11 protein-coding genes are annotated in these 13,456 nt (G+C 26.4%); 4 read left to right on the forward strand and 7 right to left on the reverse strand.

Annotated elements, in window-relative coordinates; translation table 11 throughout:
* The first annotated feature begins 666 nt into the window (after positions 1-666).
* On the forward strand, positions 667-843 hold the full coding sequence (locus KGF36_RS10450; protein WP_227433148.1) for a hypothetical protein: 177 nt from the start codon (positions 667-669) through the stop codon (positions 841-843).
* Positions 844-1,327: 484 nt separating this feature from the next.
* Here the strand turns inward: KGF36_RS10450 and KGF36_RS10455 are convergent, their stop codons facing one another.
* A complete protein-coding gene (locus tag KGF36_RS10455) occupies positions 1,328-1,489 on the reverse strand; it encodes a hypothetical protein (protein ID WP_227829702.1) in 162 nt (53 codons plus the stop codon).
* Positions 1,490-1,628: 139 nt separating this feature from the next.
* Between KGF36_RS10455 and KGF36_RS10460 the strand changes: the two genes are divergently transcribed.
* A complete protein-coding gene (locus KGF36_RS10460) occupies positions 1,629-1,967 on the forward strand; it encodes a TIGR04076 family protein (RefSeq protein WP_227829703.1) in 339 nt (112 codons plus the stop codon).
* 469 nt (positions 1,968-2,436) lie between these two features.
* Entirely contained in the window at positions 2,437-3,714 is a 1,278-nt protein-coding gene (locus KGF36_RS10465) for an amidohydrolase family protein (RefSeq protein ID WP_227829704.1), read from the forward strand.
* A gap of 245 nt (positions 3,715-3,959) precedes the next feature.
* On the opposite strand, the gene KGF36_RS10470 is transcribed toward KGF36_RS10465, so the two are convergent.
* The 5 genes from KGF36_RS10470 to KGF36_RS10490 all read right to left on the reverse strand — a co-directional run bounded on the left by KGF36_RS10470 (position 3,960) and on the right by KGF36_RS10490 (position 10,160).
* Positions 3,960-4,694, reverse strand: a complete 735-nt coding sequence (locus KGF36_RS10470) for a hypothetical protein (protein WP_227829705.1) — start codon at positions 4,692-4,694, stop codon at positions 3,960-3,962.
* Positions 4,687-6,930: a M1 family aminopeptidase gene (locus KGF36_RS10475; RefSeq protein ID WP_227829706.1), complete on the reverse strand. Its 2,244-nt coding sequence runs from the start codon at positions 6,928-6,930 to the stop codon at positions 4,687-4,689. Before KGF36_RS10475 ends, KGF36_RS10470 begins: the two co-directional genes overlap by 8 nt.
* Positions 6,930-7,805, reverse strand: a complete 876-nt coding sequence (locus KGF36_RS10480; protein ID WP_227829707.1) for an ATP-binding cassette domain-containing protein — start codon at positions 7,803-7,805, stop codon at positions 6,930-6,932. The genes KGF36_RS10475 and KGF36_RS10480 overlap by 1 nt, the downstream gene beginning before the upstream one ends.
* Positions 7,806-8,002: 197 nt before the next feature.
* Positions 8,003-9,391 (reverse strand): sensor histidine kinase, encoded by a 1,389-nt coding sequence (locus KGF36_RS10485; protein ID WP_227854697.1) that lies wholly within the window; start codon positions 9,389-9,391, stop codon positions 8,003-8,005.
* A gap of 88 nt (positions 9,392-9,479) precedes the next feature.
* Entirely contained in the window at positions 9,480-10,160 is a 681-nt protein-coding gene (locus tag KGF36_RS10490; RefSeq protein ID WP_227829709.1) for a response regulator transcription factor, read from the reverse strand.
* A gap of 317 nt (positions 10,161-10,477) precedes the next feature.
* Here KGF36_RS10490 and KGF36_RS10495 point away from each other — a divergent pair, with 317 nt between their 5' ends.
* Entirely contained in the window at positions 10,478-10,795 is a 318-nt protein-coding gene (locus tag KGF36_RS10495) for a pyrimidine/purine nucleoside phosphorylase (RefSeq protein WP_227829710.1), read from the forward strand.
* Positions 10,796-10,889: 94 nt separating this feature from the next.
* Here KGF36_RS10495 and KGF36_RS10500 read toward each other — a convergent pair whose 3' ends face one another.
* Positions 10,890-13,247: an HAD-IC family P-type ATPase gene (locus KGF36_RS10500; RefSeq protein ID WP_227829711.1), complete on the reverse strand. Its 2,358-nt coding sequence runs from the start codon at positions 13,245-13,247 to the stop codon at positions 10,890-10,892.
* Positions 13,248-13,456: the final 209 nt, after the last annotated feature.

A 13,456-nucleotide genomic window follows, 5' to 3' on the forward strand; every position in this document is an offset into this window, starting at 1 on the left:
TTAACCGAATTTAATTGCATTTGTTTTATTTATTTTTATAAAAGAATATATATATGCTATAGGTATAGTCTTATCTTTTTTGTTGTATCTTAAAATTTTTTAGCATAATAAAAAAGATATAAAGAACTATCTACAAGTTCTTTATATCTTTTAAATATCTATAAGTAAATCAATTAATTTTTACATCCTCTTTAAAATATCTCTTTTAAAGTTCTTACTAACAGTAACAGTAAATTTTATTTTTTATCTTATTGTTGATTTTAATATTCCAACATCTCACTTTATTTATTCTTACATTCATTTTAATAATATATCACTGAATACTTTTTTATGTTTATTCTCTACTTTAAATTTAATTAATTCGAATATATAAGCCTTTAAGTCAATGCACCCATGTAAACCTTATCAGTTTATTGTTGTAGTTTATTCTTCAAAAAATAAATATAATTTTATAATATTTTTTAATCTAAAACAAGCATGTTGAATAATAAATCATATTCTAGTATTATTAACTTGTAGAATAAAAACTAAATTGGTAAAACTAGAAAAATTTAGTAATAAAAGTTATAGTGATAAGTACTAAAAAATTCTTTGTAAGTTATGTTAGCAAGTTAGCACATATATAATTTTTTTATTTTTACTAAAGTTTTTAGGGGGATGGATAATATGTTTATTGGAGAAATAGACAGATGTACACATATATTAACTGCTTATATCAGTAGTTCATATGATTATTGTAATTTTATAGATACACAATTAGATGATTTTATATCAGAATATGGAGAAACTGTAGTTGAATCTTGTTTATATCAAGTTTTATTGTTAGTAAGTAGATATAATTAAAATTAAGTTTCATTTTCTAGAAAAACCTTTTTAGATTTTCTACCTTAAATAACTATATAATTTTTTATACTTTGTAAGTAACTATAACTTCTTTTAAAGTAAAGATGTATTGGGAGTACATCTTTACTTTTTCATTATACAATTTAAAAGTGTATACTATAAAACAAAACAACTAATACAAATTACACCTTTTATATTCTCTTGAAACACATGAATCATTCTATACACAGATTCTACAATCTCATCAAATATGAATCTAAGTTTTTACTACTTCAAATTTTATCTATCTATAACGCAAATCATATTTATAAAATATCCCCCTATTACACTTAAATCATATATAAAGTAACATCAATATTTAGAATATTCAATATCAATTGCGTAACTGGTCAATAAAAACGTATAACTAGACAAATTTCCATATTTATATAAAAAATTCAAGAAAAACAATCATTTTATTTATATATTTTTTATTTTTTTATTTTCATCCCATTTGCAACATTTCCTCTAAAATAGGAATTAATGACAATCCCTTTTTTGAAAGTGAATATATAATAATTTTCCACTTCCCTCCAATAATTGAAAGAGTATATCCAAATGGTGTAGAAGTTATATTAGTTAAATCAGATATATTGTAGTTTTTCATACTCATTTAATCACCATTATGTAATAAAACTACTATCCTAAACGTTAGTACCTTACTTAAAAGTAAGTACTTGTTTAAATATAAAATAGTACATATACTTATATAAATAAAAGTTAAAAAATATGAGGAGATGACTTTCATGAAAAAATGTAAAATAGAAGTGATAAAAACAACATTCCACAAAGACTTAGCAGATGAGTATGGATGTAAAGGTATTGGGAAATGTCCTATGCATGAAGTAGGGGAAGTATTTTTTGGAGATTTTGCTAAACCTGAAAAATTATGTGATGAAGCATGGAAAGCAATGTATCAATATGTATTTGCTTTATCTCATGGTAGTGAAAAATTTTACTATGGAGATTGGATAGATAAAGAAGGAGTGGCTATATGCTCCTGTAATGATGGAATTCGTCCTGTCATTTTTAAAATTGAGAGAACTGATGAAGAATCTAAAATGGAATATAAACCTATAAGATAGATAATATTTACAATATTGTATGTTTTAATGCATTACATAGAACACTCACAATTATTTACTTAATCAATAAATTCCTTATAACCTTAATGCTACAATAAATGAAGAACAAATATTTCAGCAGACAGTAGAATGGTTCTCTGTAAAATTTACTACTGCTTCTATTGTTATTATAGAACCCTATCCAAGCAGACCATAATACATTGTTACTATTTTGGGTTGAATATATAATCAATACTCTCTTTAGATAACAGCTCAGTTTTATGTTAATTGATGACATTTTTTTCTTTAATGTCAATTATATGTCTGGTCTTAAATACTACTAAATAACTGTATTTCACTACTATTTACTATTATTTAATAGTATTTATAACTCAGATTTGATATAATACATATGGTAAAATTTTAATCAATAAAGCCTATATATTACTTATATATTAAAGTTAACAAATTTAAAACTAAGGAGAGCTATATGTTAAAAGCAATAAAAGGAAATATAATTTTTACAAAGACCTCAGATACTTTTACAGTATTTGAAAATAGCTACATTATACTAAACAAGGGCAAAGTAAAAGGTGTCTTTAAAGATATCCCTAAAGAATATAAAAATTTAGAAATCATAGACTACACTGATAAACTTATAATACCTGGTATGAACGACCTTCATTGTCATGCACCCCAATTTAGAAATTTAGGCATGGCTATGGATAAAGAACTTATACCATGGCTTGAAACTTATACATTCCCAGAAGAATCAAAGTATATAGATATAGAATATGCTACAAAGATGTATAAAAAATTTGTAAAAGAAGTCTGGAAAGCAGGTACTACTAGAATAGCTGTATTTGCAACAGTACATAAAAAAGCTTCTATGAAACTTATGGATATTTTTAAAGAGGTTGGTCTTGGAGCATATGTTGGTAAAGTAAATATGAACATGAATTGTCCTGACACTCTACTAGAAAATACGGAGGATTCTATCAACGATACAGAAGAAATAATAAGCAAATACAATGACATAAATTCTATTGTAAAACCAATTATAACGCCTAGATTTATACCTAGTTGTACAAGTAAACTTTTAAAAGAATTAGGCGATTTATGTTTAAAATATAATGTTCCTATACAATCACATTTATCTGAAAATCATGATGAAATTGAATGGGTTAAAAGTTTAGAACCTGAATCTAAATTTTATGGAGATGCCTATAATAGATACAATTTATTTGGTCAAACCCCTACATTAATGGCTCATTGTATTCACTGCTCTCAAGAAGAAATAGATTTAATGAAAGAAAATGAGGTTATGGCTGTTCATTGTCCTGCTTCTAATTTTAATGTTGGTAGTGGAGCTATGCCTATTAGAAAATTACTTGATAATAATATTAAACTAGCCCTTGGTTCTGATATAAGTGGTGGCCATACACTATCAATATTTAAGGCAATAGTATCTGCAATACAGTTATCAAAATTATACTGGGTAAATTCTAATAAGAAATGCAATTTTCTATCTTTATCTGAAGCCTTTTATATTGCAACTAAAGGTGGAGGAAGTTTTTTTGGAAATGTTGGTAGTTTTGAAGAAGACTACGATTTTGATGCATTAATTATTGATGATTCAGATTTAAATCATGACAATTATTCTATACCTGAAAGACTTGAAAGATTTATATATGTTGGTGATGACAGAAATATCATTCATAGATATGTATGTGGAAAATTAATTGAAGAACCTAATATAGAATTATAATAAAAATTTTGATTATATAGAATTTGTTTAATTTATATAACTAGTAAAAGAGTATATTTTGAACCTAAAAAACTATAGGTTAAAATATACTCTTTTTCTTTAATCTATTTATAACTTTAGTAATTATATCATATTTCCCTTAATATAATCCCCTATTCACATCTTAGATTATCTATATACATCCAAATATTAAAAAAATAATTATGATTTTATAGAACTAATCAATTTTTTCTTTGTAAGCATTTTTAAACTTTATTTTTACTTTTGTTGTATGCTTTACATACACTAACTATTAAGAGTATACCTATAACTCCAAGTGATATTCTACTGATTACAAATCCCTGTGGAATATTAAATGCAAGATTCCCCATCATATCTGCAACTTTACTCTCCAGTATAGAGTTTACTAGACTCTTACCAGATATAATAGATAGTGCACCAGAATTTGTTATAAGAAATATTATTGGAATAAAAATATATAGTAAATTTCCATTTATATTACCAATAAACATACCCATCCCTAATACAAATAATACAGATGGTATTAAAATAAGAAATATAGGCTGTACAAACTGACCAAAGTTATTGAATTGAAATACTCTATTGTAAAAAATAAAACTTATCGCAATTACAATTGCAACTGTTAGAAGATATCCAACTGCTATTGTAATACTTTTTAAGCAAAAATATGTTGTAGGCTTTATCTTAGTTGTCATAGTAATTGTCCTTACTGCTTCTTCTTTTTTTGAAAATATATATGTACAAAACATAAGAACTATAACTAGTAAAAATGGATTTACATCAAGTAAAAAACTTGAATAGCTCCACTCTGAAAATGGTGCTGTATCATTTAAACCATAGATTGTTTTTGTCTTAAGAACATTGTAGGAGAACCATCCTGTTATTAATAGTAAAACTAAATACACCTTAGAAAATAATAGTCTCTTCATTTCATATTTCATTATTTTTAAATTATTCAAGATTCAATTCCTCCCCTGTAAGATTACAAGCTTTTAAGAAATCATCATATTTTAATATATTGTACTTGTATTTATCATATAAACTTTTGAGAATAGTTTCAAATTTATCTTGACCTAAAATCTCTTCCGCCTTTAAAAGTTGTAGTGGCATTTTGTTGTAAAGAAGTCTCATAGAATTAGGTGATAAAATATTGAATACATAGTTCTCAGGTAACTTTTCTAGATATTGTGGATTATTCATATAGAAATTCCTATTAAGTTTATCATTTTCTTTTTTCCAATTATCTATAGTTTTTTTACTATACTCTTTTCCATATTCATACTCCATAAACTTATTAGTCGCATAATTTGTTATACCTTCTGCTGACCAAGGTGATACCATTGGATCAACTTGTACTATAATTCCCCACCATTGATGACATATTTCATGTGCCAAAACTTCAGCCCCATTACTACCTTCTCCTATACTATTTTCAAATACACCTGGGTTGAAAATACTTTCATCCATATAACTTATATTCTCATATGCTTTTCCTCCAGTCCCAATGCTTGATGTAGCTCCTCCTTCTACTAACTTAAGTGGAATAACTTTATAACGCTCTAATTCTCCATATTGCTTCATATAAAAAGCAATAGAATCTTTTATAATTTTCTCTGCATTCATTTTGTTTATCTTGTCTTCATTCTTTCTATTATAATAAAACTGTACCTTAATCCCACCTGCTTGTATATCTTTTTTTACATAGTCCGCAGCTATTATAGTTAATTTAGTTCCTTGTGTATTGAATTTCCATGTACATTCATTATTCTTTTTATCAACTTTTAGCTTTTCTGTACTTATTCCACTTATTACAGGTGTTATACCTGTAGGTAAAGTGATGTTACCGTGAATCATTGATTCCATTGTATTCATAACATCAATTTTAGGTTCTGGGTATATTGAGCTACCAACTATCTTAATATTCTCTTCACTTATTATATATCCTGAAAGAATTTCTTCTAGCAATTGATTATTTATTAATTTACCTCCATACTCAATTTCAATTTTAAGATTTTTTTCTTTAGTTGTATCTAAACTAATTCGTCCTTCTGGTTGCTTCTTTTTAGAGATATCAAATTTAGCTTTTTTACCATTTATCTTGATATCTTTAACATTGTATCCAGGATTTAAATCAAATTTCAATTTTTGTTCTTTACCACTATTATTTTCCATAGTATATTCTATTTTCCCATCCAAGCTTGCCTTCTTAGGATTTATTTTTATATCAAGATTTGAATCAATTAATTTTATATCCTTATTTAACTTTTCATCCTCTTTAGTAGCCATAACTACACCTGAACCAGATTTCTTATCTACTACATTCTCCATTTTAGTTGGAGGACTATCATCATAATACGGTTCTAATGCATATATACTATAAGAACTAGCAATTAACACTACAGTTAAAATTGATATTGATACTTTCTTCATATTAAACATCATAGATGAAAAGATATTTTTTTCATATTTTCTTGTGCATATTACACCCATTAAATAAGTTGATATTGACACGAAACTCCAAAGCAGTCTATTCCAATATAAAGCTCTTAATTGCAAGGCATTTCCAAAACTAGAAGAGTAAATAGTTACCTTTGTCTGTACCCAATCAATAAGATAACTATCTTTTACATTTATAGATAAAAATATTAGTATAAGTAACATAATTATACTTAAATCAATGCGTCTTGTTATAGAGTAAAATCCAGCTGAAAGTAAAATACCAAATAATATAGCTGGTAACATTAAAACTAAGTAATTTATCAGATAAATATTTAAACTAAAATCCTCACTCATCTTAATGATAGAGTATGGTAGACAGATAATCATTGAAATTATTACAGATACTATAGCTGATACAAGAATAGAAATTACCTTAGCTAGATTTAAACTTTTGGCATCCATGATAGTTTCTATAATCCCATTAGTTTTGTTTCTGTAGACATTATCCATCTCATATATTGTAAACATCGAAAATAAGACTGTGCCTATTAAAGCCCCTAGTTTTGCTGGATTAAGTAAAACAGGTACACTCAAACTAAGCTCTTGTCCTAAATTACTTTGTAGTAATAATTCAGGCATTTCATACATTATTATTGATAAACCTGGTATCAATGCTATTACTAATATGAAAGTCCATGTAATCTTTGAACTAAAAAGCCTCTTTATCTCATCTTTGATAAATTTAATTGATTGCATTACTTTATCTCCTCCTCAGATATTAAAAACATATATGCATCCTCTAGGGATGGTTCTACAGATATTGCAAAATCTGGAAGTTTATGACTTACAATACGATATGAAGTTCCTGTTGTGGTAAGAATACTTGATGTAACTTTAAATTTGCTTTTTCCATTTTTATGTATTTCTCCATTTTTATCTTCATAAATACCAACATGTCCTTGTGCTTTTTTAATTAACTCTTCTGAGCTTCCATCAAACAGTACATTTCCTTTATTTATCACGATTAGTCTATTACATACTGACTGAACATCCTCTATAATATGTGTCGACAATATTACAATTTTATCTCTTGAATTTTTTGAAAATAAGTTACGGAAGTTTATTCTCTCCTCAGGGTCTAATCCAACTGTAGGTTCATCCAGTATTAATAGTCCTGGATTTCCCATTATTGCTTGGGCTATACCTACTCTCTGTTTTTGTCCCCCTGACAGGGTTTTAATTTTTGAGTTTCTTTTTTCTAATAAATTGGTCTGATTAATAACTTCTTCTATTATCTTTTTTGTGTTTTTATTAATACCTTTTAAAATTGACATATATTCGAGGAATTGATACACTGTCAATTCATCATATAATCCAAATTCTTGTGGTAAATATCCTAATTTACTTTTTAACTCTGTCTCACACTGTTGAAGAGGTTTCCCATTTACTAAAATCTGACCTGAAGTTTGTAATATTCTTGAAGTTAGTAGCTTCATTAAAGTGCTTTTTCCTGCTCCATTTGGACCCAATAAGCCTATAAAATTTGGACTTTCAAGACTCATATTTATATTTTTTAGCGCTTCCTTCCCTGCTTTATAAGTCATATTTAAATTTTTAACATCGATTTTCATATTTCACTCACCTTTCATATTTTTAGTTTCTTATTACATTTTTTATTATATAAATGAAGTATGTAGTTAATATGTTCTTACCTTGTTTTTTATATGGCACCTAAATACTTTTTAAATACATGTTTATACTCAAAATAACCCTATACTAAAATTTAACTTTAAAATTTTAGTATAGGGTTATTTTATTTATAAAATATTTACTGCAATGTATTTTTTAATGCGATAGGAAATATAGCTGTAAATTTTACACCCACTGATGTATTTTCAATTTTATATTTAACCTTGTGCATATCAAATATAATTTTAATAATATACAATCCTAAACCACTTCCGCCAGATTGTCTACTTCGTGACTTATCTACACGATAAAAAGGATTAAAAATATTTTCTATCTCAGATTCTTCTATAAATGTATTTGAATTCTCAACCTCAAAAACTCCACATTCATTATTCTTATACAATTTTATATTTACCAAAGCACCGTTTTTTGAGTGCTTAATTGAATTGTTAATAATATTAGAAATAGCTTTTTTCATCAATTTTATATCTACAAAAGAGTATAAATTTTTTTCTATATCACTAAGAATATCTATATTCTTATTTTCTGCTAATATTAAGTAATTTTGTATTGATTTTTGTATTAATGAACTCATATTGATTTCTACTGTATTTAATTTAAATCCAGATGACTCCATACGAGAAATATCAAGAATTTCACGTACCATTTCTTCCATGCTTTCCATTACCTTAAGTGAATGTCTTAAATAAGTATCTCTATCCTTATACATGCCAATATTATATATCATGCCTTCAAGTTGACCTTTTATAATCGTAATTGGCGTTTTTAGCTCATGAGATACCGCTGCAAAAAAAGCTCTTCTACTTATTTCGTTCTTTCTTTCCTTTTCAATATCTTCTTGAAGCTTTGAATTTGCATGTTCAAGATTATTAAGTGTAATTGATAAATTATGTGCAAGTTCATTTAAACTTAAAGCAAGAGAACCTATTTCATCGTGACTTTCTACATCACATCTAACATCTAAATTCATCTGTGCAATTTTTTTTGAGGTGTTACTTATCTTGACAACAGGTTTTGTAATTACTCTGGAATAAATAAATGCAGTAACTAGTGATATTATCAAAATCATTATTGCGACTACTGGTATCAATTTTAATAAAATTATAGAAGCTTCATCAACTACCATCAATTTTGGTACAACAGAGAGAATATATTTATCTGAACTATCTTTAAATGTAATCTCAGTGGATATAGCACTTACATAGCTACTTCCCGAAATTTGATTATTATTTAAGTACTTATATAAAAAATTATCTTCATTGAATATAGCTTTTTGCTTCTTATTTGATATAATATTTTCATCACCTAATTTACCATACTTTATATTAGATGGTATTTCTACTAATTTTCCATTTTTCACTAAATCAATAGACACATTATTTTCAATTATAAAATCATAAAATTTAGGTGCTGAATCCTCATATTTAGTATTCTCAATAACTTTAACAAATTCATCAAGATTTTTTTTGATATCATCGGTTAGGTATGATTTATATGTTTTGGGCATTGACATCATGATAAATATATAAATTAGCGTACAGGACAAAATAAGTATCAAGGTTGTACTTAAAAAAACTTTTCTATTTAGACTTTTCTTAATCCAATACATCAATCCTATATCCTACCCCTCTTATTGTTTCTATGTAATCCACATCAAGTTTTTTTCTAAGATTTTTTATATGTGTATCTACAACCCTTTCATCTCCTAAAAAATCATACTTCCACAGACTATTTATTAAATTTTCTCTAGTAAGTACACGACCCTTGTGTTCTATTAATTCTTTTAGAACTTCAAATTCTCTAGCAGTCAATTCAATCTTTTTACCATTAACAAAAACTTTATATCCTTCAACATCAATATTGATATCTCTATATAATAAAAATTCCCTATCTTCATGATTTTCTTCTTTGTCACCGATTCTTCTTAATACTGCCTCTACTCTTTTTAGAAGAACAATTGTAGAAAAGGGCTTTGTAATATAATCATCCACTTTTAATTCAAATCCTTTTACTTGGTCTGTTTCTTCATCCAATGCTGTAAGTATAATAATTGGAATATTAGATTCATTTCTTATCATTTCACAAACTACAAAACCGTCTATCTTTGGCATCAAAATATCCAATAAAATCAAATCAAATTGTTGTCTTTTAAACTTCTCAATCCCATCAAGACCATCATTTGCTGTTATAATGATATAACCTGCATTTTCTAAAAATGTTTTTATTATATTTTGGATATCTATATCGTCTTCTATGACCAATATTCTCTTTGACAAGTTTATCCCCTCTTTCTATAACTATAAACTTTAGGTTGTATATTTATATATATTTAGATTATACATTATCTTTATGTTTTTAATGTGTAGCATAAGGCAATTCTCATAAACTCCTCTCCTATTATATATTGGTAAAATTGTCAGTTCAATATAATATTTCTATGAAATTTTTACCATTTATTATTTTAAAAATATTTCCTTATTTTATTTTTATTAATTTTTTTTAGAAATACTAAATTTTATTTGTAAATATATAGTAATTTTTACATTATTCTTATATAATATATATGAATAAATAATTTTGGAGGACTTGTCTAATGAGTGAATTTAAAAATGTTAATGCAGTGAAAAAAGCAAACGTTTATTTTGATGGTAAGGTAAGTAGTAGAGTACTAATATTTCCTAATGGCGAAAGAAAAACTTTAGGATTGATGTTACCTGGAGAGTACACTTTTTCTACTAGAGAAGAAGAAATAATGGAAATGCTTGCTGGAAGCATGGATGTAAAACTGCCTGGAAGCAATGAGTTTGTAACATATACAGAAGGTCAAAAATTTAATGTTCCTTCTGATTCAAGCTTTGATTTAAAAGTAACTGAAGTTGTTGACTATTGCTGTTCATACATAGCTGATTAATAAATATACATGATATTCTTATATAAAATTTAATGTAAATAAAAAAAGAACAACTCTATTTAATATTAAGTTGCTCTTTTTTATATTATTCAAGTCAGTTTAAATCTGGAGCTATTGTGTCTAGTATCTCATCTAATACAAATAACATAACTTTTATCATAATTGGCATTAATACCGCTAATACCATAGTTATAAGGATTAGCTCTTTACTTAGAGCTACAAAGGAGAATAGTCCACCTAAAAATAGAATACCAATAACAAATGATATAGTCATGCTTACAATTAAAAATAATCTTTCTTTATTAAATGGCAAGCATTGCTGTCTTAATATCAAAAGACCACATATACCAGTTAATATAGCACACATTGTAGAAAATACACTTGAACTATAACCTAAATATTCGACTATATTGTAAACAATAATTACATTTAATGTTACACATAGTGCTCCTGGTAAAGCATTTTTTAATATATTAAGCAAGAAATTTCCTGAAATTCTACTTCTATTTGCCTCAAGAGCTAAAAAGAATGATGGTATACCTACTGTTACAGCTCCAATCAAGGATAATTGAATTGGTACAAATGGATATTGTCTACTAAAGAAAAATAATGTTAATAATGACAAGAAGAATGAAAATATTGTCTTTACTAAAAACAAAGAAGATGCTCTTTGAATATTATTGATTACCTTTCTTCCTTCCATAACAACCTTTGGCATGGATGCAAAGTTTGAATCTAATAAAACTAAATTAGAAACATTTTTGGTAGCATCACTTCCAGATGCCATAGCAATACTACAGTCAGCTTCTTTAAGTGCTAACACATCATTTACACCATCTCCTGTCATTGCTACTGTACGATTTTGTTGTTTTAATGCTATAATCATTTGTTTCTTTTGTTGTGGGCTTACTCTTCCAAAAACACTATATTTATCAACAGCATCATATATGTCTTTATCATTTTTAAATGTTGTTGCATCAATAAATCTATTAGCTGTTTTAAGACCTGCTTTTCTTGCTACTTCACTTACTGTTATAGGATTATCTCCAGATATAATTTTTATATCTACACCTTCATTATAAAAAAATTCTAAAGTTTCCTTGGCCTCATCCCTAATTTTATCTAATATCAGTATAAAAGCAAGCGGTTTTATATCTTCAGGTATATTATGCTCTTCCATATAAGAGTTACTATGAGCTAAAGCTATTACTCTATTTCCTGCTTTAGAATATTTTTCAATCTCTATTTTTAAGTCTTTATATCTATCTTTAAAAATAAACTCAAAAGCTCCTATTAAGTATGTACCTTCATTTTCAAAAACAACACCACTGTATTTTCTTGCTGATGAGAATGGAATTAAATTTTTTACTTTATATGTATCTGAAATATCATATTTATCTCTTATAGCATTTAATGTTGCATTGTCATCTTTAAGAGAATTACACAAATTTCCCATTATCTCGTTTATATCAACTTTTTCAAGCATTACTACATCATCAACTTGCATTTTACCCTCTGTAATTGTACCTGTTTTATCAAGACATAATGTGTCAACTCTAGCAAGAGTCTCTACACAATATAATTCTTGAACTAAAGTCTTGTGACTTGCAAGCTTTATTGTCCCAACAGCTAAAGCAATACTTGTAAGTAGCGTTAATCCTTCTGGTATCATTCCATTTACAGCTGCCACAGTACCTACTACAGATGTTGCTATAGAATCTCCATTTCCAAAATGTTGTTTTACAAACAATATAATTCCTAAAGGAATAATTATTACACCAACAACTTTTAATATTGCATTTAATGAATTTCTAAGTTGAGAATTGTGTTTCTTGGAAATTTTAGCATCATTAGCTATCTTATTTGCATAGTTATCTTTTCCTATGTTTTCAACTTTTACAAATGCCTCTCCAGAAACTACAAAACTACCAGAATATAAAAAATCGCCTTTGTTTTTTACAATAATATCAGATTCTCCTGTGATTAGAGATTCATTTATCTCTAACTTTCCTTCTAAAACTTTTGAATCTGCACAGATTTGATTTCCTGTTTTTAAAATCATAATATCATCTAGCACTAATTCCTGAACATCAATCTCTCTTTTCTCTTTTTCCCTTATAACAGATACTTTGCTTGATACTATAACAGATAGATTGTCCAACAATCTTTTTGCTCTTATTTCTTGAATAACACCAATAATAGTATTAATTACAGCAATAAATATAAATAAGGTATTTTTAAAAGAGCCAACTGAAACTAGCAAACAAACTAAAACAATATTTATAAGATTAAAAAGTGTAAATATATTATCTTTAAAAATTTGCTTGTATGTTTTAGTTTTTCCATTGTCAAATACATTAATTAAATTATCATCTATTCTACTTTGAAGTTGTTCACTGTTTAATCCAACATTTATATCACAATTATATCTTTTTAGGTTAACTTTATCCATATTATACTCCTTTCAACTTAACTTTTTCTTTAACATTAATATCTATAAATATATTGTAAAATTCTAATTTAGTTTAATATATCTTATTATAGTTTATATAATAAAACATAAATCTAAAGATTTAAATATCATAATTCTTAAGATTTCCTAAATTTTTTATGAATTTCGATATATTTTTATTAAGTTTAAATTAAGTTAAAAGAATAAGT

Origin of the sequence: Clostridioides sp. ZZV14-6009 (assembly GCF_020658095.1) — a bacterium.
GTDB lineage: Bacteria > Bacillota > Clostridia > Peptostreptococcales > Peptostreptococcaceae > Clostridioides.